This is a genomic window from Massiliimalia massiliensis (assembly GCF_900155615.1).
Taxonomy (GTDB): Bacteria; Bacillota; Clostridia; order Oscillospirales; family Ruminococcaceae; genus Massiliimalia; species Massiliimalia massiliensis.
The window spans coordinates 1-23,823 of the sequence record NZ_FUHT01000002.1; the positions used below are offsets into that span (position 1 = coordinate 1).

At 43.5% G+C, this 23,823-nt stretch carries 18 protein-coding genes and 1 tRNA gene; 4 read left to right on the plus strand and 15 right to left on the minus strand.

Annotation, left to right across the window (positions count from 1 at the left end):
* The coding region (locus tag CZ360_RS14170; protein ID WP_205411090.1) for a hypothetical protein at positions 1-279 on the plus strand (279 nt) is incomplete at its 5' end.
* Positions 270-346, plus strand: a tRNA-Arg gene (locus tag CZ360_RS00025). The genes CZ360_RS14170 and CZ360_RS00025, both read left to right, overlap by 10 nt.
* A gap of 338 nt (positions 347-684) precedes the next feature.
* Here the strand turns inward: CZ360_RS00025 and CZ360_RS00035 are convergent.
* The 6 genes from CZ360_RS00035 to CZ360_RS00060 all read right to left on the minus strand — a co-directional run bounded on the left by CZ360_RS00035 (position 685) and on the right by CZ360_RS00060 (position 9,904).
* Entirely contained in the window at positions 685-1,527 is an 843-nt protein-coding gene (locus CZ360_RS00035) for a carbohydrate ABC transporter permease (RefSeq protein ID WP_077532173.1), read from the minus strand.
* The gene (locus CZ360_RS00040; protein WP_077532174.1) at positions 1,524-2,390 is read right to left on the minus strand and encodes a carbohydrate ABC transporter permease; all 867 of its coding nucleotides are present in this window, start codon (positions 2,388-2,390) and stop codon (positions 1,524-1,526) included. The genes CZ360_RS00035 and CZ360_RS00040 overlap by 4 nt, the downstream gene beginning before the upstream one ends.
* A gap of 81 nt (positions 2,391-2,471) precedes the next feature.
* Entirely contained in the window at positions 2,472-3,782 is a 1,311-nt protein-coding gene (locus tag CZ360_RS00045) for an ABC transporter substrate-binding protein (RefSeq protein ID WP_077532175.1), read from the minus strand.
* A gap of 94 nt (positions 3,783-3,876) precedes the next feature.
* A complete protein-coding gene (locus CZ360_RS00050) occupies positions 3,877-5,526 on the minus strand; it encodes a sensor histidine kinase (RefSeq protein ID WP_159438046.1) in 1,650 nt (549 codons plus the stop codon).
* Positions 5,527-5,662: 136 nt separating this feature from the next.
* Positions 5,663-7,288: a response regulator transcription factor gene (locus CZ360_RS00055; RefSeq protein ID WP_077532177.1), complete on the minus strand. Its 1,626-nt coding sequence runs from the start codon at positions 7,286-7,288 to the stop codon at positions 5,663-5,665.
* An 84-nt stretch (positions 7,289-7,372) separates the two neighbouring features.
* Entirely contained in the window at positions 7,373-9,904 is a 2,532-nt protein-coding gene (locus tag CZ360_RS00060) for a beta-mannosidase (protein WP_077532178.1), read from the minus strand.
* A gap of 1,089 nt (positions 9,905-10,993) precedes the next feature.
* Between CZ360_RS00060 and CZ360_RS00065 the strand changes: the two genes are divergently transcribed.
* Complete coding sequence (locus CZ360_RS00065) at positions 10,994-13,003, plus strand: right-handed parallel beta-helix repeat-containing protein (RefSeq protein WP_077532179.1); 2,010 nt, start codon at positions 10,994-10,996, stop codon at positions 13,001-13,003.
* A gap of 212 nt (positions 13,004-13,215) precedes the next feature.
* Here CZ360_RS00065 and CZ360_RS00070 read toward each other — a convergent pair whose 3' ends face one another.
* From CZ360_RS00070 to CZ360_RS00110, 9 genes are all read right to left on the minus strand, one after another.
* Positions 13,216-13,878, minus strand: a complete 663-nt coding sequence (locus tag CZ360_RS00070; RefSeq protein ID WP_077532180.1) for a DUF4867 family protein — start codon at positions 13,876-13,878, stop codon at positions 13,216-13,218.
* Between the two features lie 36 nt (positions 13,879-13,914).
* Positions 13,915-14,388 (minus strand): RpiB/LacA/LacB family sugar-phosphate isomerase, encoded by a 474-nt coding sequence (locus CZ360_RS00075; protein WP_229407944.1) that lies wholly within the window; start codon positions 14,386-14,388, stop codon positions 13,915-13,917.
* 42 nt (positions 14,389-14,430) lie between these two features.
* The gene (locus tag CZ360_RS00080) at positions 14,431-15,312 is read right to left on the minus strand and encodes a sugar phosphate isomerase/epimerase family protein (protein WP_077532182.1); all 882 of its coding nucleotides are present in this window, start codon (positions 15,310-15,312) and stop codon (positions 14,431-14,433) included.
* Between the two features lie 30 nt (positions 15,313-15,342).
* Positions 15,343-16,425 carry a Gfo/Idh/MocA family protein gene (locus CZ360_RS00085; protein ID WP_077532183.1) on the minus strand — a complete coding sequence of 361 codons (1,083 nt, stop codon included), beginning with the start codon at positions 16,423-16,425 and terminating at the stop codon, positions 15,343-15,345.
* 27 nt (positions 16,426-16,452) lie between these two features.
* On the minus strand, positions 16,453-17,286 hold the full coding sequence (locus CZ360_RS00090) for a carbohydrate ABC transporter permease (RefSeq protein ID WP_077532184.1): 834 nt from the start codon (positions 17,284-17,286) through the stop codon (positions 16,453-16,455).
* 15 nt (positions 17,287-17,301) lie between these two features.
* Positions 17,302-18,201: a carbohydrate ABC transporter permease gene (locus CZ360_RS00095; protein WP_077532185.1), complete on the minus strand. Its 900-nt coding sequence runs from the start codon at positions 18,199-18,201 to the stop codon at positions 17,302-17,304.
* A 97-nt stretch (positions 18,202-18,298) separates the two neighbouring features.
* Positions 18,299-19,582, minus strand: a complete 1,284-nt coding sequence (locus CZ360_RS00100; protein ID WP_159438048.1) for an ABC transporter substrate-binding protein — start codon at positions 19,580-19,582, stop codon at positions 18,299-18,301.
* A 53-nt stretch (positions 19,583-19,635) separates the two neighbouring features.
* Positions 19,636-20,721: a Gfo/Idh/MocA family protein gene (locus CZ360_RS00105; RefSeq protein ID WP_077532187.1), complete on the minus strand. Its 1,086-nt coding sequence runs from the start codon at positions 20,719-20,721 to the stop codon at positions 19,636-19,638.
* 196 nt (positions 20,722-20,917) lie between these two features.
* Positions 20,918-22,258 carry a fucose isomerase gene (locus CZ360_RS00110; protein WP_077532188.1) on the minus strand — a complete coding sequence of 447 codons (1,341 nt, stop codon included), beginning with the start codon at positions 22,256-22,258 and terminating at the stop codon, positions 20,918-20,920.
* 308 nt (positions 22,259-22,566) lie between these two features.
* On the opposite strand from CZ360_RS00110, the gene CZ360_RS00115 reads away from it, so the two are divergent.
* A complete protein-coding gene (locus tag CZ360_RS00115; RefSeq protein ID WP_077532189.1) occupies positions 22,567-23,784 on the plus strand; it encodes an ROK family transcriptional regulator in 1,218 nt (405 codons plus the stop codon).
* The last annotated feature ends 39 nt before the right edge of the window (positions 23,785-23,823 follow it).

The window sequence follows — 23,823 nt, forward strand, 5'->3', positions numbered from 1 at the left end:
CGTCCCCGCCCTCTCGAGCGGCAACTTGTTTATTCTATCACACCTCATCGCTTTTGTCAAGAACTTTTTTTCCTTGGCCGGGATTCCTTTCCTCCCTCTCGCTGCGGTGCTTCGCTATTATATCACATATTTTTACTTGTTGTCAATAGGTTTTTACAAAAAAATTTATTATTTCTGAAAAAAGAATCCCTGATTACAAAAGCAGAGGAAAATTACCCCTTTACAAATCAAAAAAAATATTGTAGAATATATATTGTTGTCCGAAAGACGCGCCCGTAGCTCAGCTGGATAGAGTGTCAGACTCCGACTCTGAAGGTCGTGCGTTCGAATCGCATCGGGCGTACCATGATGGTGTGACAAAAAAGATGTCACACCATTTTTTTCAGTGTTCATGCGGGTTTGCGGGCTTTTTGAAGCAAAATCCCAAAAACCGTTTTACCGTGGATGTCCAAAAATAAAACCGAATCAAATAGCGAAAAAGCGGAGCTTCCGCCTGGATTTCCAGGCCGGAGACTCCGCTTTTTTCATTTATCACCCTTTTTTCCACTGTCAGAAGTGTAGAAATTTCCGGCAGTTTCATAGATAGATCGACGGATCTCTCCGCAAAGGAGAGCTTTTAAACGCTCAAATTACATGGGATCAGTGCGCCCTTTTTTAAGCCCTTATATATGTCTTAGAATTCAGCTATCCTTTTACCGCTCCTGCCACTATTCCATCAACAATATACCTTTGAAAGAAAAGATAAAGGATAATTACCGGAAGCATTGATAGTGTTGCAAATGCAAAAGCAGGGTTTAGTTCTGTCGTTGTTTCTCCAAAATATATGTATTGTGCCATAGGTAAGGTTCGTACCGCCGTTTTTTGCAAAATGATTAATGCGATATTATAGTCATTCCAGGTAAAAAGAACATTCAGGACCATTACGGTAATGTTGACAGGTTGCATCGTAGGATATACGATTTTCCAGAACGTTGTAAAACGTCCGGCGCCATCAATACTGGCCGCTTCTTCCAGAACAACCGGAATCGTCTTAACAAATGAGGTGATTAGGATCGTATCAAATGCAACGGTAAATCCGATACGAATCAGAATAAAGCCCCAAAGATTATTGATCATACCTACTTTTTGCAGGTTGATATAGACCGGAAGCATAATAGATTGAAATGGAATTAGAATGGAGGCGACAAATAACGAATAAATTAACTTATAGAAACGCCCGCTATTTCGCGCAATAACATAAGCGCTTGTAGAGCAAATAATCTGAAGAATGGCGGTAACGGGAATTGTTACCAGAATACTATTTTTTAAAGCAGTAAAAAATAATTTGTTATCAAATAAAACGTCTTTGAAATTCTCCAAATACAGGCTAGAAGGCGGCCCCAGTGCCCCAAACACTTGATCTGTAGGGGATTTAAACGCATAGACCACAGCAATATAAAATGGTGAGATCCATACAAGAGCCAATAAAAGCATGAACAAAAAAACCAGAATCCTTGGCAGCTGTTTTATTTTCGGTTTTTGTATCATAACTCTACCTCCTTGGAACGTATCGCTTTAGAAACCAGAAGAGTGATTACCGCAAGCAGCACTACCATAATAACTGATGCGGCCTGTCCAAGCCCGGCATTAAAATAGGCGAAAATATTGTTATAAGCATACATTGAGATCGTTTCGGAGGCGCCTCCGGAGCCTCCGCGGGTAGCTGCCATTGGAAATTCGAATACCTTAAAACCCCAGGACATCAATAAAGTAATATTGGTAGAGAAAGCAGGCACTAACAACGGTAAAGTGATTTTCAGGAAGCGCTGTATCGGCCCTGCGCCGTCAATCATAGCCGCTTCGTTATAATCTGCCGGAATAGACTGCAGGGCGGCAATGAAAATAATCATACAGTAGCCGCTGTCACGCCAAATAGACATAACAGCAATCCCCGGAATTGCTCCTTGTGTTGTAGCCAAAGGACTGTAGACATTAAACAGGGGCGAATACACATCCGTGTAAATATATTTCCAGATATAGGCTGCTAAAATAAGACTTAGAACAAAAGGCATGAAATAAATTGTACGAAATATATTATTGTAGATCGTAGTTTTGTAGACTCCGATTGCAAAAATCAAACCAAATAGATTGCAAAAGATCGTGGTAAGCAACGTATAATAAAGAGTATTTTTAAAATCTGTGAAAAATTGTTTTTCGGTAAATATGGTAATATAATTACGCAAACCTATAAAATCAAAGTCTGGACTGACAGCATTCCAGTTTGTAAAGGAATAAGGGATACCCTGTGCAAAAGGAATGACAACCCCATACGCAAAGAAAATCAGAGTCGGAGCCAGAAATAAAATATTAAATAACGTTTTATTGGATCGTAAGCCATATCGGCGATTCATGTTGGATCACTCCTATCATAAATGAAATGGATTCTGCACATTCCGCGAACTAATGTACAGAATCCAAAACAAACAGCCTATTTAGTTCTGGGAAGCAATAATTTCATCATATACTCCCTGTCCCTCGGTAATCAGCATATCTGTTGAACGGTTTGGATCAGCGATCCATGCCTGGAGATAAGAACGCCATTTCTGTACAAATTCCCCGATTGGCTGAGGAATACAATTTTGTGCTGATTTTCCGTTACTGTAGCATTCTGTTAATTCCTGTACATAATCATACTGTTTGCTTGTGTCCAGACCGGATTGAACCATAATCATTCCTACATCATCGCTCCAGCGCTGAGCCTGCGGCGTTTCATAAAGATATTTTAACCATTCAATACAAACCTCAGGAATATCTGTATCCGCACTGATCATCCAGCCATCTTCCATCTCAACAACAATCTTGTGATTCTCAGTCTGATCATCTGAATACGGGTACGGTACACAGTGTAAATTGAAATCTGGATTGGTAGAAAAAGATTGTGAAACAACAGACTGCATACCGACAAACATCGCCGCTTCTCCATTGGCGAATTTTTCCGCGGCTGCTGTTCCGTCATTGGAGAGGTCATCCAACCGTTCCCATTGATATCGGGTGAGCATATTATCGACGGAAATCCGGAACTCATCATAATCAGCAAATTTTTTCTCACCAGACATCAGCTTAGCGTAATAGTCTCCATTTCCGCTGGCTTGCAGCCGGGGAACCAGTTCTGTTTTCAGGTCTACATACAGATGTGTGTAGTCAGAATTGGCACGGATAAACGGATCAATCCCCGCATCGGAAAATTTTTGGCAGGCTTCTAAAAATTCGCTTTGAGTAGTTGGCACGTCGACATTATGTTTGTCAAACAAATCCTGATTATAAAACAGTGCAAAGGATTTTAATGTGTATGGAGCACCCCAAATTTCATCGCCGTCTCCCCATACGCATTCTGCAAATACATCCTCTCCCAATGGGAGCTCGTCGATTACCCCTGCTGCTTTTAAGTCCATCGCTTTTCCGGCTTCAATAATATCAGATACTTTCATGGGGGTTGCTTCCCAGAAGTCAGGCATATCACTGGAAGCAGCTTTGGTACGCAAAAGTGTCAGGAAATTGGAATAATCAGTTCCACTGCTTTCAATGGTTACATCGGGATGTTTTTCCATAAAAGCATTCATAAAATCATCCCAGGCATTGAGCTTTCCATCGCCGCTCATATAGTGCATAATTTCCATATCCCCAGATAAGGTTCCTGTAGCTGTAGATTGAGACTGCCCATCTTTGTTTGCATTGTCCCCGCAACCAGTAAATACCGCAGCTGCCATGAATGCTGATAAAACCAGACTTAGTGCTTTTTTCATGTTGACTCTCCTTTGAAATTTATTTCCCTGTAGTATTAGGATATCTTTATTATAGGAAAAGCGTAATATAAAACAATATATTTATTTACCACATTTATTGGTCTATTTTACTCTTTTTTTCTTCGATAGGGAAATTAATTTGTACAATCGTCCTAATGTTTGGCTGACTTTCAATGATTACTCCGTATTGTTTGCCATAGCGCAATTGGATTAGTCGGTGAATACTGTATAATCCAACACTCAGATGATTGCCGGCAGAGTCGTTGGGGAACTGCCATTGCTCATTGGCTAGATGTTGTCTGATTTTTTGGAGCTGTTCTGTACTGATTCCAGGACCGTTGTCTATTACTGCAGCATGCAGTATGTGGTTACTTTCTGTGCATCGGACAATAATTTCGACCGGTTGACAGCTTTGTTCCACTCCATGTACAAGAGCATTTTCCACTAATGGCTGTAAAATTGCACTGGGCAGACAAATATTCTTCAGTTTTTCCGGCAATTCAGTGGAATAAGTCACTCGATTAGAATAAGCAAGCTGATAAAACGAGAGATATTTTTCAATGTATTCCATTTCCTCTGCCAAACTGGAGTCGCGATTGTTTCGCTGAACACTGAAACGGAACATTTGTGCAAACCTGCAGATAAGCTGGCTGATTTCTATTTGATTTTCAAGTAGAGCAAGACTGTTGATCGTTTCTAAGGTGTTGTAGATAAAATGCGGATTTAGCTGCATCTGTATCGCTTGATAGCGCAGGTGCAGACATTGATACTCGATCTCCCCGTTCTTTTTTTCCTGTTTCACAGACTGCTGGATAAGATGGTCCATCTGCTGTCCCAGGGCATTCAGGCGTGTAGACAGATTTGCCAATTCATCATAGGCCTCAAGATGGATATCGTTATAAAAATTCCGGTTTGCAATATCGTCGGCTCTCCGCACTAGGAGGTTTACTTTTTGGGAAAGAGAATCGGCAACCAGTGCAATACAGATAAAAGAAATTAAAGTGGATATTAATATAATAATTCCCCCGCTTTGGCGTACTTCTTCCATCTGACTGGTAAAATGGCTTTTCGGTAATGCACACAATAGTCTCCAGTTACTTCCTGCAAGACTGGCACTCTGTACATAATAGAATTCGTCCTGTCCCTGCATCCATTTCCCGGTTTCCGGCGAGGTGTCAATGATGCTCTCCTGGATAAAATTCTCCCACTCCTCGATACTGATGTCGGCAGAAGCCGAAAAAACAACGCCTTCCTGATCAGATAGAGCACTGTAACCCACCTGGTCTGTATGTAATCTGCGATTAAAATAGTCCGAATCAATTCCCACAAGGAGATAGCCAACGGGACGGGTCAGAGTGGTTTGATATAACAGACATTCGGCAATGATTTTACCGTCCTGAATAGACCATTTATATTTTCCGGATAGACTATCCAGACTTTCCTGATCCGACAACAGCTTATTGATGAGCTGATCGTTAATTTGAGAAAGGTTCTTTTGAGCGCAATATAGGTTGCCGTTCATATCCTGTACTGCCAAAAACTCTATGGAGCTTTGAAAATATGCCATTTGATTGACAGCATCCTGGATTTTTAATTGTTGGATCCTTGATGTGTTCTGGGCGAGTCTGTCGGTCAATAGACGCTCCAGATTAGTTGAAACATAGCCAGAAAATATATCATTTTCAAGCTGTGAAATTTCGGTATCTATGCTATAAAACCGTTGACTGGTCAGTGCGGCGTTCATTGCGATTTCATCTTGCATCAGCTTGTTCGTCGATATATGCAAACAAACCGTAATCGACACAGTAATAGATCCGACGATAATACCCGTAAACAGAAGCAGTAATTTTTTTTCAGGCTGCCTTTTATCATTAATCGTCCTAACATAAAGATGTACCTTCCTGTTTGTATTGCCGATATTGCTTTGGCGTCATGCCGGTGCATTTTTTGAAAGCTTTGTAAAAGCTGATATAGTTGCTGTATCCCACAAGTTCTGCTACCTCTTCAATCCGATAGGAAACATTCTGTAAATATTTTTTGGATAGTTCCATTTTGGATCGTATGATAATATCAGTAAAATTCTCGCCGGTTTCTTTCTTGATCAAACTGCTTAAATAGTTGGGACTTACCGATAAATACGAGGCGATTTCTGTCAGAGTGAGATTTTTTCCGGCATTTTCCCGGACATATTGATAAAAACTTTGGACAAGCAGACTGTATGAAGGACGGTCAGAGGATCGTTTTTCACAGCACAGAAAATAAAGGCTTAAAATATAATCCGTCAGCATTTGAATATTTTGTATAGATTTAATTTTGGAGGAAACCTCTTCAAAAGACAGTTCTTCTGTATAAAAAGCAGGAGGAATCATTTGGGAGGTTATCATAATACAAAAAAGCAGCATGGCATTTTCCACTAGGGAAATATTACCGCCATATCGTATTGCAACATCGTGAATGGTGTCCTGAATCAGCTGACTGGCTTCTGCCGGATCGTGAGTTGTGAGGAGCTGTTCCAGTCTTTGTGCCAGATCTGCACTCAACGGATTGGATAACGGTGCCGGAATATTGTTAGAATATTCAGAGTAGGCTTCATTGCCAACAAAATAGAGTTTTTTTTGCAAGCTCTCAAGGGCATGGCGACAGATCGTCCCGAATTGAGATAAAGGTGCATCTAACTGCTGAGAAATTTCAAATGCGCAGATTTGATCGGAAAATAATTGCTCCTGTAAAGTGATCCGCAAAATCCTCGCTATTTCTTTTGTGGAGCTATTTCCATGCTGATGGGAAGCGAAGCCAGTGAGAATCAGTTGTTTATCGAAAATAAAAGCTACTAATTCCAATGGCCGTTTTCCCATATAGTGTCTGAAAACTGCCGTTCGGATTTGTTTTATTTCTTCATTAGAAAACTCTCCATCCGGAAACTGTTTTTTGACTACGGCGATAACATACCCTGTATCGGAAATATTTTCTTCTGATAAAGTTGTCAAAGCAGAGCTGCTGTATCCGGATTCAGAATTTAATAATTGGTAAAGGGCATATGTTTTACGAATATAGCTGTTGTTTTTTAACAAACGTGCTTGACGCAGATATTGTTCTGCTTCGTGCTGTTGCTTAGCGCGCAGTTGGCTGGCCTGATCCAGCTTTTTTACCTGATCTTTTATCGTCTTGGTAAGCTCTTGGATATCAATTGGCTTTAGAAGGAATTCATCGACGTTTAGCTGCAGTGCCTTCTTTGCATAATCAAAGCGCTCATATCCTGTAATAATAATAATTTTGCAGTAAGGCAGAAGCCGTCTTGTTGTTTTAATCATTTCCAGTCCATCGATACCCGGCATCCTGATATCGGTCAGGATGATGTCAGGATGGGTACGTTCTATCAGCGATTTTCCAGCAATGCCATCAGCCGCAGTTCCAGTACATTGGCATCTAAGAGATTCCCAGTCAACCGAACACATCAGAGATTTCAGCAATACGACATTGTCGTCAATGATAACTACCTTATACAAAGCAAGCCCTCCTAGTCAAATAGATTAAATAGAGATAAAAGGGCAGTCCATATTTCATAAACTACCCTAAATCTCAATTTATTTTTATTTTAAATGATAGGCGAGAGAGGTGACATGATCCGAATACTGTGCCTTAGCTGTGATAGTTCCACGGCGATGCTTTCCTTTTATTCTAACCCGTTTTTCCATACCGGGCAGAAGATCAAAATAGTTGTCCTCAAAAAGCCAGTTGAATTTATCCCCTTCGTCATCTCCTTCCAATTCAACGCAGTGTGCAAACCGGTCGGTTGTAACCACAATACTGTCGTCGTCTTCATGAAGAGTCAGATTTGCATTCTGGAAATTAAAATATCGTTCCTGAGTCAGAAAATCAACTGTATGTGCAATACAATTCCCCTCCTTATCATAAATCCATGCACAAAGGAGATTTTGTCTCCAGATCATACCAAATTGATAGAGGTCTGTCATTAAACTGGACTCGTTATGGTCTATAGAAATTGGCATGGCAAGGCTTTGTTCTTCTACATAAGTATTTTTCTGAGGATCAAAAATCTTGCATACCAAAGTCCCTTCCACTCGTTCTCCAGAATCATTCGTTATCCATACATATACTTGATCATCAATTTCAAAGGAAATCAAAAGAGGAGTATAAGCGCGAATCATTGCATAATATGGAATAAAAGGTTCGGAATAATAGTCAATTACTGCAGAATAAATCTGTGGCAGAGTATCATTCAATTTCCAGACTAAATGGCCGAAACATCGGCGCGGCCGATCCTGTTCATAATGAGGCCTTCCACGGCGGCAACGGCCAACAGCTTCCTTAAAGTGCTGTGCCCTTGCAGCCGCCACATTATAGACTAATTCCTCACCGCATGTTGGAGTAAAATATTGTTCTACCGGTCCAAACTTCGCCCACATTTCATTGGATGCCTCTGCCGAATAATAAATCCAGGCCGAAGGAATTTGATATTCGTCACCCGGGCGAATGGAAGCGGTATAATCGTCAGGCCAAATTTCCTCTGGCTTCATAAAGCGCAGCAGGCTTTTCATACCTGAGGGGGAAACACGTGTGTTTTCGCTAAAAAAGTATGGATAGTCACAGCCCGGCACAAACCACCAGCGATGTTCCAGGCCATGTGTATCCCCTTCCATAGGGTCATTAGGATAGAGTCCCTCCATTGGACAGCTTGGCAAATAGAAACGTTTGGGATCATACTGCCCGCATAGCAGCCGCGTTTCATCCATATAGAGTCCCTTTCCATAAACCTTTTGGTTTGGATCAGCAATATGTGACCACATCAGGGATTCATTACCACCGCACCACATAAAGATACTGGGATGGTGCTTTAAGCGTTTTAAGAGATAAACCGCGTCTTTCCGACATTCCTCAAGAAAAGCTTCATCCTCTGGATAAGCACCCGAATCCCCATAAAATTCCTGCCAAATCAAAATCCCCCTGCGGTCTGCTTCCTGATACAGTTCATCCGGATACGCTTCTCCAGGTCCCCAAATGCGCAGACAATTCATCCCATTTTCTACCAGATCCATAACCTTTTGAAAATGGCCGCTGTCAAACACATGGGAAATGCCGCCTTTGCCAATAGGAGCAAAGCAGCCACCCCATAATTTAATCGCTTTTCCGTTAATAGAGAAATCAAACAATGCTTTCATTCTGATATCCCTTAAACCAAATTGCCTGGAAATTTGATCGTATTGTTCCCCGCGATAAGAAATATCAACAACGACTGTATACAGCGATTGTTCCCCATAATCCTTTGGCCACCAAAGGGAAGGGTTCATAATTGGAAATTTCCAATTAAGTTGCTTCGTTTCTGACAGAGACATCATTGCGGCGGAGTTAATTTTATTTCCATTTGGATCATAAAGGGAAGCAAATACCTCAAGCTCCAAATCAGCAGTGCAATCAAGGTCGGCAGTAAAGCTGACGATTGCTTTTTGGTAATCATCGACTAGATCTGTTTCTATATCTAAAAAGGAAATCGAGGCTTTGCTGTATGTTATTGATATTTCATCAAATACGCCGATTGTTGTAATGCACTTAGGCTGGGCACCTAAATAACGTGAAAAATCATCTGCCGGCTTTCGCATTGCATTGATTGCCGAAACCGGATGATCTTTTCCATGAACATTTTCATACTCTTCAATAAAGGCATAGGGAGAACGGAAATGCAATAAGAGCGTATTTTTCGTCTGTATTTGGCTGGTTATGTCAATCTCTAACGCCCGATACATACTTTGATGCGACGCAATTTTTTCCCCGTTTAAATAAACAGTAACAAAAGTATCCAGCCCCTTAAAACAAAGCACAGCACGATCGCCGGAATGTGCATTTGAAAAATTGCATCGATAAAGCCAATCCTTCTGTGCGACCCATTCAAATTTATCACACCGGCCTTCCAGCGCATGGTTTCTCATTTGATCATTTTCAATTAAAATATCATGGATTTGAGCCGGCATAGTTGTTACAGCCATCCAACCCTCTGAGGATTTTTCAGAATACGAATAGGCGTGGATATCTTCCTTGGACAATATACTGTTTTTCTCGATTTGTTTGATTTCCCATTCTTGATTCAGTAAAATAGTATCTTTCATTTTTTGCACTCCTTATCGTAGCATTTATCTACATTATATTGTAAATGAAACGATAAACAATAGAGTTATTCTAAGATTTTATTGCACTATTTCACTAAAAATACCATCATATATAGGGAAATAAATAGCGCTATTATAGAAGAAAAGATATTGACTTTTTCTGAATTTTTAATTTTTAATTCTTTGAAAAAATACTCTTAATAACGTTGATGCTAAGACAGAAAAAAGCTCTTTTTATTATAAATCTATTTTCTGATTCTAGCAATCGGAAATCTATGGAAACTGAAAAAATGAAAATCTGGAACTCAAAAAATGAGACATCTGAATTTCGGCCTCTTTTTATGCCATAAACCCAGTATTTAGGCCTTTTTTCAAAGTTTACTCTATTTTGTAAAAGCGGGACATTCAAAAGTAAAAAAGCAATCAAATCTGAACCCCAATTCTCATTTTATTTTTGAAGCGTGGGGGTAACAATTCCGTCATCCTAGCCCATGATTGGATGACAAAAAAGATGTCACTCCATTTTTTTCAGTATTCATGCGGGTTTGCGGGCTTTTGGGAGCAAAATCCGAAAAACGGTTTTACCGTGGATGTCCAAAAATAAAACCGAATCAAATAGCAAGAAAGCGGAGTTTCCGCCTGAATTTCCAGGCCGGAGGCTCTGTTTTTTCGTTGCAAACGACAAATAGAAACCGTAGCTATTGTCTCTGGATCCGACTCCTTAAAAACTGATAGTTTTTTTCACGCTGTTCGAAATTTCGCTTTAGACGCATTTGTATCATATTTCTTTAAAAGCATATGCCGCTTGGAGCGCTCATCCTTCCGAGCTTTAAAAGTCTTGCTTTCAGAAAATTCCAGAATTCTTCCTGCTTCTGTAATTGGCATCGAGCCGCAAAAATAGATTTTTCATTTAAATCTGTTCCCGGCGAAACAATTATGACTGCTTTCTATTTCATATCTTGCAAAAAACATATTGTATTTTGCCTTCTTTTCTGTATTTCTTGACAGCAGATTATAGACAATATACTATATAAATAATAAATAAAATGATATCTAGATAAGAATATCGGATCAATCAGGGGGAATAAGATGACGATCTACGTTTCTGCAAAAGCCTTCCGTGACGGAAACGGCACAAAGGAAAGGCCATTTAAGCATATCAATGACGCGGCGCAAATTGCCCTGCCCGGAGATGAGGTTCTGGTTGCTCCGGGGATATACCGGGAATCTGTTAATCCGATCCATGCCGGAACAGAGGAGGCCAGAATTACATACTGCAGCGCAGAGCCATTGGGCGCGGTGATTACCGGAGCAGAGGAAGTGAAAAGCTGGGAACCATATCAAGGAAGCGTATGGGTATGCCGGATTGGGAACAGCCTGTTCGGCAGCTACAATCCATACACTACCTATGTTTATGGGGACTGGTATTTTGCAGGCCGAAGCAAGCATACCGGCGCTGTATATCTGAATGATAAAATGCTCTATGAAGCTGAAAGCCTGGAATCGTGCCTCAAGGGCGAGATTTATGAATGCTCCTGGGAACCGGAAGCCTCGGTCTATCAATGGTATGCCGAACAGGATGGCGATGATACTGTAATCTATGCCAATTTTCAGGGAAAGAACCCGAATCAGGAAAAGGTAGAAATCAATGTGCGGCGCAATTGCTTCATGCCATCTAAAACCGGTGTCAGCTACATTACTGTCAGCGGCTTTCATGTCGACAAAGCAGCGACGAACTGGGCGCCGCCGGCTGCATACCAGGACGGAATGATTGGGCCGCACTGGTCAAAGGGCTGGATTATTGAGGATTGTGAGATCAGCAACAGCAAATGCGCCGGAATTTGTTTGGGCAAGTACCTGGATCCGGACAATGAACATTATTTTACCAATAAACATGTAAAGAGCCCTACGCAAATGGAACGGGATGCCGTTTGTAAAGGCCAGTACCATGGATGGCTGAAAGAAAATGTCGGCAGCCATGTTATTCGGCGCTGCAATATCCATAACTGCGAACAAGGCGGTATTATCGGCCGTATGGGCGGTGTATTCTCAATTATTGAAGATAATCATATTCACCATATCAACAATATGATGGAGTTAGGCGGAGCCGAAATCGCCGGGATCAAAATGCACGCGGCCATCGACGTTGTTTTCCGCCGCAACTATATCCACCACTGCACGATGGGGATCTGGTGCGACTGGGAAGCGCAGGGAACCCGAATCACACAAAACCTCTTCCACGACAATCAGCGCCCGGAATTTGCCAAGCAGCTAAAGGGCGGGATGATGAGTCAGGATATTTTTGTGGAGGTCAGCCATGGGCCTACGCTGATTGACAACAACATTCTGCTGTCTGACGCTTCGCTTCGGATGGCGACTGAAGGCGTGGCGATGGTGCACAATCTAATTTGCGGCTCATTCACCGCCGTAGGCGGAGGCACGGACAGTATCGTCGAGGGAGTCAACCGCGCGCGCTATACCCCTTATCATATCCCGCACCGCACGGAGGTAATGGGCTTTATGACCATCCTGCATGGGGACGACCGTTTCTATAACAACATTTTTGTCCAAAAATGGCCGGAGACTCCCTTGCTGATCCGGCATGACAGCGACGATGGAATGGAAAAGGAAAACCGTGAGGTCGGCACCCATGTTATGGACGCCTATCCGACTTATGACGAATGGATCAAAAAGTTTGATATGGATACCGATACCCCGAATATGAAAAAGCTGGAGCCGGCACATTTCCAGCATCTCCCGGTTTGGGTAAAGGGAAACGCCTATTTTAACGGTGCAAAAGCATACAAAAATGAAACCGACCATTTGGTTGATACAAGCCATGATATCAAGGTAGAGGTAATGATACAGGACGGCAAACCGGTACTGTCCACCAATCTCTATGAATTCCTGGACGGATTTGCGGCCGATATGGTAAACAGCGATGTTTTGGGCAAGGCATTTGAACCGGAAGAGCTGTTTGAAAATCCCGACGGGACACCGATCACCTTTGACCGCGACTATTTCGGCGAGCATCGTGATCTCTCCGTTTTACCGGGGCCTTTTGCCAGGAAAGAGGATTTGGGCAAAAAGCTTTGGTAAGGGAAGAGACATTGTCTGCGGTTTGGGGGACAGAGGGACGAAATCCCGGATTCCGGTTCCGTCTACTCTCTCCCTGACATATATTCATTGCATTGTAATCATGCCAAAAAAGCCATCCGTAAACCAAAAACAGGTTTACGGATGGCCTTTTTTAATAACTCAGCTTTAAAAGCAATTTCTCACAGCCCGGACTGACACAGAATGGCCTCTGATTAATATCTTACCTCTAAATTTTCTCCAACCAGGCCCACATGGGCGCCCTTGCTGGCAGGTACGCTTTCAGCGTGCGCAATCAGCCATTTATTCCGCATCCAGAGCAATCGGTCTTCCTCTTCAACCATTTCCGGAATCTGCTCCAAGGGAGTATTGGTCTGATCCGGCAGAATAATCACGCACTTAAACCCATTGTCAGATACTTTGCACGGAGAGAAATGCAGAGTTGTCGCATACAATTCCAGCGCTGTTCCCGCTTTCACATAAAATGCTTCCACCAGCTTCGTATCCAACCGATTATCCTCGATTGCTTCCAGCGGCGCCAGCAACAGCACAAGATCAGTCCCCGCAACGTCAATTTCACTGCCCTTATGGTATTCAAGTGCATTCAGTTTGCTGTTTTTCCCATTGCAGTATCCAATCTCTAACGGCATATCAGCATAGAAATTCTTTTTCAGCAGTTCATAAACCGCCTCTTTTTCCATTTCAGGCTCAGACGCTACGTAACAGTTTCCTTCCTGCGGAATTGCGGTTTTTTGCTCCAGATATTCCAACAAACCGGAAAAATCGTATTTTGTCAATACCTTTCCGTATTTTCTAAAGCCCGGATCGTCAACCGGCTTTACATCAAAGCTGTTCACTTCATTTAATCGATTTAACATTGATACCATCTCGCTTTCGCCTATGCAATATCCGCCTCACTTAGTCTGCGTGCGGTCGATCTCCACGACCTGCTGATAGGCATTCTTTAAAAAGGCCTGTCTCCATTCCTCCAAGCCCTGCGTGTGCTCAGTGGACAGAAAGACCTCTGCCATCTCCAGCCCAAGTTCCGGGCCAATCACCCAGCCGCCCATGCACAAAATATTGGAATTATTAATCGCGCGGCACATTCTGGCGCTGTATGTCGTTTCGCAGCAGGCAGCGAGCACGCCGCGGAATTTATTTGCGACCTGGGACATTCCCATCCCGGTTCCGCAAATTAATATCGCCCTTTCATATTCCCCGTTGCTGACAGCTTTACCTACTATGGATGCCACTTCAAAAAACGGATGCGGCTGCTCCACATCAGCCGTTCCCAGGTCAGTAATCTCAATTCCCTTTTCGCTCAGCCTGGCAAGGATAAATTCCTTTAAATAGAAACCGGACTTATCAGAACCAATTGCAATCTTCACTGCAACCATCTCCTATACAATTTTTTATGGTAGAACCGCGCTCTAATCCTGCATGTTAATAGCATGGCGCAGTGTCTTCTGCCCGATCAGGAGGCCCTTTTGCACTTTTTCCATGGTTCCTTCCCATACCGGGTCTTCATGCTCTACACTAATGACTCCATCATAGCCGGCCTCAAACAAATTTGACACCAGCTTGTTCCATTGAATTTCTCCCAGTCCCGGAATACGATAGCGCCACCATGAATAATCGCTCAAAATTCCTTTTCGGTTTAGCTCATAACGGTTAATTTCCGTATCCTTGCCATGAACATGGAAAATCCTGTCCTTAAACTCAAATATCGGCATATACGGGTCCATCATTTCCCAGACAAAGTGTGACGGGTCATAAGCCATTCCCAAGCGCGGATCAGGGAGCCGGCTGAACAGCTCATGATTCAAGTAAGGCGATATAGCTATATTCCCCATAGCCGGACAGGTCTCGAGGCAGATTTTCGTTCCGCTCTCTTTACTGATGTCCAGCAGCTCGCTCAAAAAATCCACTGCCATATCCATCGAACGGATCGGACGTTTGCGGATTCCATCATAAAAATCAAATTTTTCATCCCATTCGCATCCCCGGTCAATCCCTGTCGAGGTGACAAATTTAGGAATATTGTATTTCATAGCCCATTTCAGGCGTCGGATCATCTCTTCTTTCTGTGCCTTTCCCTCTTCTCCCGGAAAGAACGGATTTCTGCAGATTGTCATTGCCCCGATTTTAATATCGTCCCTGGCAACAACGTCGTCGAACATCTTTTCGTCCAATTGGATCGAAGCGCCAACCTCAAGTTCTTCAAAGCCATGCTCCACAGCCCACTGTGCGATTTCTCTTAAATCGGTCATCCCCTGCGCGGCAAGACTATTGGTAAATAATCCAACTTTCATTCTTCATTCTCCTTTTATTCCATGAATCAATTAAAGCTTAATCAACTGCTCAGTCTGATAGGACTTCTTCATCGCGTCCAATAACTGCTGGATATACACTGTTTCCCGAATAGTAGGATGAGCCGCTTCCTGCTGGTTCAGGCAATCGATGAAATAGGTATACTGCCTTGCCATTCTGTCATTCGCTTCCGGATGGATCGGAGTCCCCGGAGTTTTTACCGCGACAGTCTGGAACGTCTTAAAATAATCGGCCGGCGAATCATACAGCATGAGTTCAAACTCGTCATGCTTGCTGAGATTATACTTAATGCTGCCCTTTTCTCCGCTGATATGGATTTCCATTTCAAAAGGAGAATAACGGGAGTTTTCCAGGCATACATCCGTCCCGTCCTCAAATTTTGCTAAAATATTGCAGGAATCGTCACAGGTCACTTTCACCTGCTCTCCTGTAACCGGATCCTTTCGGTAGGGGACGAAAATTTCACTGTTGGCATATACGCTTTTAATTGTTTTGCACTGGCTGCTGAGAAGATACAAGGCCATATCGAGCGTATGGCTTGCCAGATCTCCCAGCACGCCGCTCCCCGCTTTTTCCTCCAGATGTCTCCATTCCAACGGATGATCTGGATTCGCCAGACGGTCTGCATAGAATCTCCCCTTATAATGGTAAATTCTCCCCAGCACGCCCTGATCAATCATTTCTTTGATTTTAATCATGGCCGGAATTCTGCGGTAAGTGAAACCGGTTAAGTTGAGGATCCCGTTTTCTTCACAGGCCTGCGCCATCTCTTCCACTTCCCGCGCGTCCAGCCCCAGCGGCTTTTCGCACAATACCGGAAGCTTTTTGCCCGCGGCATAGATGGTGATTTCCTTATGAAAGTCATTCGACGTCGTGACAGAAACCATGTCTACCAGCCCACTGTCAATCAAATCCCGATAGTCTGTAAACATTTTGGCAGACAGCTTAAAATCCGCCGCGTATTGTTCCATCTTTTCCGGAATCAAATCGCACAGCGCTGTAATCTCACAGTCGCGGAAGCATGTTTGAATCGCATTTGCATGCGCTCTTGCAATCAACCCGGTACCGATAATCCCAATTCTTACTTTTTTCATGTTAAAGCACCTCTCATGGCTATAATTTTAACCTTTAACCGCCCCAGCCGTTAATCCGGCAACAATCTGCTTCTGGCAAATCAATACCACAATTACAATCGGAACAGTCGCGCAGATGGAAGCCGCCGCCATATCGCCCCACGGCACTGTAAATTCTCCGACAAACAGAGTAATTCCAACCGGAACGGTTCTCCATTCGTTTTTCGTGACAAAAACAAGGGAAAACATCAGCTCATTCCACGCTGTGATAAACGCAATAATCGCTGTGGAAAAGAGTCCCGGCGTCATCAAAGGAAGGATTACCTTGCATACAGCCTGCAAACGTGTGCAGCCGTCTATCTGCGCCGCCTGCTCCAGGTCATATGGAATCTGGCCCAAAAACGCGACCAACGTCCAGATCGATAAGGGCAGGGTGATGACTATGGTCGGGATGATTAAGCCTGCATATGTATTGACCAGGTGTAATTTTTTAAATACAACAAACAGCGGTGTTACCACTGCGATAATCGGGAACATATTTGCCAACAGCATAAAGTTTTTCCAGAATTTATATCCCGAAAACCGAATTCTGGTAAAAGCATAGGCTGCCGGCAGCGCTACCAGAATAGAAAACAGCATCGAAAATCCGGATACAATAATACTGTTTTTCAAAAACGTGTCAAAATGATGAACCGAGAAAACATTTTTAAAGAAATCCAGACTGAATCTGGACGGCCAGATTTCTGTTGGCATCATCATCAGGTCTTCAGGGTCTTTAAAGGATGAAATAAGCTGCCAGTAAAAGGGGAACACAAGAATTGCCACAAATAATACAGCAAAAATCAATCCGAATATTTTGCCAATTTTGATTTTCTTTTTCATCTCATATTCCCTCCGTTAATCTTCATCCGATCTGAAAACTTTAATATAAATCACGCTCATAATCATAATGATGATGAAGATGATCGTTGACATTGCAGAGCCTTTTCCGTAATTCAAGTCCTTAAAGAAATAGTTATACGCCTGGAGTAGCAGAGTAGTGGTAGAATTGGCCGGCCCGCCGCCTGTCATACTGTAAACAATATCAAAGATTCTCAAAGCGCCCATTGTCCGGAACAACAGAACAACCAGCAGGATTGGTTTGATGTTCGGCAGTGTAATGGAAACAAATTGCCTGATCTTTCCGGCGCCGTCAACCTCCGCTGATTCATACAATTCGTGAGGAATGGTCTGCAGCCCAGCCAGCAGCATTAACGCAACAAACGGGAATTGTTTCCATGTATCAGTCAACACGACAGCCACAAAAGCCCAAAAGCTATCCGCCAGCCAGGTAATATTTTCCTGAATAATTCCCAGGTTCATTAAAATCTGGTTTAGGACGCCCAACTGGTCGTTAAACATAAACGACCACATCTGCGCTACAATGACTCCCGGAATTGCCCATGGAATTAAAACCGCGGCCCGGACAAGGGTAACGCCCTTAGTCGCCTTATGCATCAGCATTGCCCCGATAAAGCCTACGACCAACTGTAAAATAACGGAGAAAAACGCAAATCTCAGGGTATTCCACAAGCTGATTAAGAAATACTTATCTTGCGTTAATAAATAAACATAATTCTCCAAGCCGACAAATCCCCGATCCTTTGGCTTGGAAAGCACATAATTCTGCAAGCTGTAGGAAAAGGTATTAAAAATCGGAACAATACCGATCAGCAGAATCAGAATGACAGCCGGAGCAATCAGGGAATAGCCGATTATATTTTCTCTGGCGCCAGGGTTTAGCCTTTTTGTTTTCATACTTTCACCTCTGTTATCTTCACGGCCAAAATAGAAACTCTATATTAATAACAGCAAGACCATAGAAGGTCTCGCTGTTATTAACCAAAGATAATTTTTAGCCCATTTCAGCAATAATATCCTTCATATCCTGTGCTAATTTTGTTACGCCTTCGTCCACGCTGATCTCTTTGGTGAGGATTGTGTGCATGTCAACCTGCATAACAGTTGAAATCGCGGAATAATCAGATACCTGCGGTCTTGGTTTGGCCGCATCCAAAACAGGTTTCAATTCTTCCATAAACGGCAATTTTTCCAAAACTTCCTCATCTTCATATAAAGAAGCAACGGTCGGGAAGGTCGCGTCTCCCAGCACCATAATCTTTTGTGCCTCTTCACCAGACATAAATTCCAAAAACAGCTTGGAAGCCTCCGGCTGATCCGTATATGCGCTTGCCGCCATATTCCAACCGCCCAGTGTCGCGGAAGAATCCTCCCCATTCGGGCCAACCGGCAGCGGGGCGATTCCAACTTTTCCAGCTATCTTGGAATCTCCGCCTTCTGTCTGTGCTGTGCTGTATGCATAAGGCCAGTTCCGAGAGAATAAAGCCTTGCCGCCCTCAAAGATAACTCTAGTATCATCCGGAATATGGGTTAATACACCCTCCGGCGCGATGCCGTCGTCAATCATATCAAGAACAAACTGGAACGCTTCTCTGGTTTCATCGCTGTCAATGACAACTTCACCGTCAACTACATCGTTTCCGCCGTTCTGCTTAATGAATTCGAGCATATTGCAGACAATTGCTTCAGTTTGTTTTGCCTGGAACACATATCCGTATTCAATCCCGTCTTTGCCAACATGTTCTTTACACATAGCAACTAATTCGTCCCATGTTGTCGGAGGCGTTTCAATGATATCGCTTCTGTACAGTAAAACGCCTGCGTCAGAATACACCGGCATAGCATATGCAGTATTGTCATACATACAGGTTGACAGCGGACCGGCCAGGTGTTGGTCTTTCACTGCGTTCAGTTCCTCTGTTACGTCCGTCAGCCAGCCGGCAGCCGCAAATTGGGAAACCCAAATCGTATCACATAAAAATACGTCCAGTTCGTCATCACCAGCCTGCAAAGAGTTGATGATCGTCTTTTTTCTGTCGTCGCTGTTTCCAGAGAACTCCTGGTAGTCTACAGTTATCCAATCATACTGTTCCTCAAAGAGCTCAATCCGCTCCCCAATCGTACCGGTATTATCTACACCGCCAAAAAATGTAATTGTGACAGGTTCTTTTTCAGAGCTTCCGGTAGGAGTGGATTCTGCCGGGTCACTGTTTTCTCCGCATGCGGCCAAAGAGGCCATCATCGCGGAGGCTAATAAAATTGCCAGTAATTTTTTCATGTTTCTTCCTCCAGTTTTATAAATATAATTTAAGCCATACGACCTTAAATCCATTAAATGCTGATGGTTTTTTCTTCCTGATAGCTTTTTTGAATCAAGTCCATAAAAACCTGGTTATCATATCCCGTTTCAAAATCGGTCTTTACCGTCCCCTGGCCTAATATCGCCTGTTCAAAAGCTAAGTACTGCCTGATAAACCGATCCTTTATATGGTTTGGATAATACCTTTCCGGCACCGGTATTGGAGAATATTCCTGCGCGTTATTCTGTGCGTACAGCCCTTCACGCTCATATTCTAAATATTCCACAGTATCATACTTGTAATTGCAGTATTTCAGCGACGCCTTTGACCCGGTAATGTGGAATTCAAACTCGAACGGCGAGTAGCGGCTGCTTTCTAAGGTTACTTCGCCTTGATTCGCCGTTTTCATCCAGACGAGAAGCGTTTCATCCGTGGTTACCTTTTCCCGTTCTCCGTTTTCATTGACCCGCTCCGGAATGATAATGTCACCGTGTGCAGCCAGCTTAACGATATCGCCCATTTGGCCACGCGCCAGATAGTGGAACATGTCGAAGGTATGGCTTGCAAGGTCGCCTATTACTCCGCTTCCGGCCTCCCGCATTCTATGCCTCCATTCCATCACATGATCCGCAGGAGCCAGCCTATTCGCATAAAACCTGCCTCTGAAGTGGCGGATTTTTCCAAACTTACCCGCTTCAATTAAATCCTTGATGTATTCGACTGCAGGGATATATCGAAAGGCAAAGCCAATGGTATGTACAAGCTTTTTCCCTTTTACCTGGTCGGCCATCTTTCTTGCTTCCGCAGCATTCATCGCCATTGTTTTTTCGCACAATACGTGAATACCGGCTTTGGCCGCCTGTATTGCAATTTCCGCGTGGGATACTGTCGGTGTCGAAACGATTACCGCGTCAACAGTTCCCGGGGTCAGCATATCCTCATAATTTTGGTACACTTTTACCCCGTTTAAGCCAAAATGGTTCAGAAACCGTTCTGCCTGCTCAGGTTTGATATCACAAACGGCGGCCAGCTCAGACTGCCTTGCTTCCAGGATTCCCGCCATGTGCGCCCTTGCAATGATGCCGGTTCCGATAATTCCAAGTCTTAGCTTCTTCATTCCTCCGCCTTTCTTTAATTAAACGATTTTATTTATTATTCCGCTTTTTTAACTATACTACACCTTAACAATAGTTTCAATATACAAATTATATAATATGAAGATAATATATTTGTGAATATTGACATCATTTAATTAAAACTTTAGTTTATATGAGAGCGCTGTCCAGCGCCGAATACGCATCAGTGCGCTTCAGCTAATAATTGACCACTTCGATACCCAGCATATGTCCCAGCATTGCCAGCTCTGCAGCAACATCACCGTAAACCACAACAAAGTGAGGCTCCCAGCCATCCTTAACCGACTGGTACACCAGGTCTTTCGCCGGATTGTCTGTTCGGACAACAACCGAAGTCCCGTTAAATTGCTTTTCCTTATCCAGGGCCTGCCCGGAAGCAACAAAGAACCGAAACACGCCGTCACCGTCTTTTCCAACCCGGAATACTGTTACCCGTTCCGCAGCCCTGCAGCCAAACTCCATCGTAGGCCCTATCTTCCGGTTGCAGTGCAGCCCTACGCATGCGCCTGTATCCCGCCTTGCCAGCGAACAGGCGGCCGTTCCGCAATGCCAGTATGTAACCGTATTCTCCTCTTCATCCATCGACACCGGATCACCGAAAAAGACGCATTCATCAGTCAGCTGCATCCCAATATACATGCTCAGCGCGCCATAGGTATCCGCTTCGCAGCTCGCCGCAATCTTCATATCATTCAGCAAGGCCAGCACAGCGCAAACCGGTGTGCCGAACGAGGTGAAAAAGTCCGGCCAGCATCTGGAGGAAATCGCCCCAATTTGATTCTCCAGCACATAATCCTTATAAGCCTTATACAATCTGGAGAAGCCCTCTACATTGTCAGCGTTCACCGAGGACAAGCCAACCATTTTTTCTTCCGCTTCATCGAGATAGCTCCGGCACTCCTCTGCCGTATAGGACTTCGCTTTTTCAATCAGCTCCCTCGCTTCAATCGATTCCAGCTCTACCCCAAATTTCGTCATCAGCTCCAAATCCAAAGCCCTGCCAAATCCAAAGCCCTGCGGAGTATGCCCGATTGAGGCTATCTTGAGTCCGCGCATCTGCTTTTTCACCCGGGCAGCCTTCATGCATCCCGCAACCGTTTCAATTACCTGCGCCTCCGACGGGCCGCCAAAGACATATTCGAAGACTCCGTCCCGAAACGCGCGGATTGCATTTCCGGCTGAATATGCGCCCGTCAGAGAATTCAGGCGCAGCCTGCCCCCATCAATCACCGGCTCGCGCAAAGTCCACAGCAAAACCGGACAGTCAAACCGTCTCAGCACCTCGCTTGGATAAGCCGCGTTCGCAAAGGTAATATTTTGCAAAACAATCAAGTCCGGAGAAATCTCCGACAAAAACTCCTGCAGCGCATTAATAGAAAGCAGCATCTCCTTAGGACACACTACATCCTCCGATAAACCGCGCAGCATTTGAATTGATTTTTCAAATTCCTTCTGCGCGCTTTCTAAATGAAACGTCGGCACTCCTATCGGTATGTAAGCCACCTGAAAATCACTCATAACAACCATCCTTTTCCTACTTAGAAAGATTTCCCCCTGTGCGGGAACAGCATCCCATTCAAAAGGAGCATCTTTCAAATCTACAAATTAAAATTATTAATTTAATTTCATAGATTATTTTCTTTTTTGTTTATTATACAACTAATATCCTGTTTTGTAAATACTTTTTTAGACATATTTTTTATATTTTAAAATTAAATATTAATAGATTTAATTTTAATAGCTTTTTAGATTGTGTTTTTATCATAATTATGATAAAATATATAGTAAATTATGTAAACTTGTGAGAACAGAAGCGGGGTTTTTTAATGGAGCCGAATACAAACGGCATTAATATGTTAGACGTTAAAAAGAATAATCGCAGCTCAATTATCAATTTGATTCACCAAAGCAACGGCATTTCCAGAAAGGAAATTGCTGACGAATTGGGGTTAACTCCGGCGGCAATCACTTTGATTACCAATGATCTGGTACAGGAAAACCTGATTTTCGAAACTGTCCCGAAGGAATCTGTAAAAAGAAAAGGCCGCAAGCAGGTGCTGCTGAATATTAACCGCAGCGCCTATGTCTCCATCGGCGTTTATATTTCATTGCATCATTTTTCCATTATCGCGATAGACCTTACGAACAGGGTAATTTTCCAAGACCAGCAATTTACAGACGATTGCTATCAGCAGTCAACCATCATACTAAGCCGCATTGCCAAAACGATTCTTGACAAAATTGCGCTGTACGATTTGTCCAGAAAGCAGACTATCCTGGGCGTCGGGGTTTGTGTGCATGGGATTGTGGATACAGCTGCCGGGATCAGCACAGATTCCTACGGAACCTGGGAAAAAAATGTGGATGTTGTGAACATCCTGCAGCAGCAGCTAAGCCTGCCGGTTATACTGACAAATAACATCTGCGCCTTAGCGCATGGGGAAGCCTTTCTCTCTAAGACCAAAACCCCGAATGATATGTTATTTATCAAATACGGGCCCGGAATCGGAGCGGCTAAGGTAAACTCTAAAAAGAATATCAGCGTGTTTGATTATCATGCGACTGAGCTGGGACACCTCATCATGGATCCTCACGGCAAGCCCTGCATCTGCGGAAAGCAGGGGTGTCTTGAGACCATATCAGGTTACCGCAACATTGAGCAGGAAGTATCCGCTCTGTATTCAAAAACGAACACGCCTATCCTATACAGCCTCACACAAGGAAAAAAAGAGAACATCAATATGGAAATCATCCTGCAGGCTTATAACCATAATGAACGGGTAGCCCAGGTTGTAATCGACCGGGCGATGTATTACTTTTCTTTGGCTATTTGTAACACAATTCAGCTGCTGCGTCCCAAACAGCTCGTCCTGTATGGAACCCTGTTTGAAAATACCAGCTTCCGGAAAATTGTCGTTAAAAATTTGTCTGCCCACTCTATCGCTGACAAGGTATCTTTCAGCGATTTTACTCCACGGCAGCAGGCATTGGGCCCGGCTACCGTGATGACCGCTTATTTCTTTGAAAACGGCGGTATCCTCTAAAAACAGCCCCAAAGAAGCCAGCTATGATCCTATAAAGAT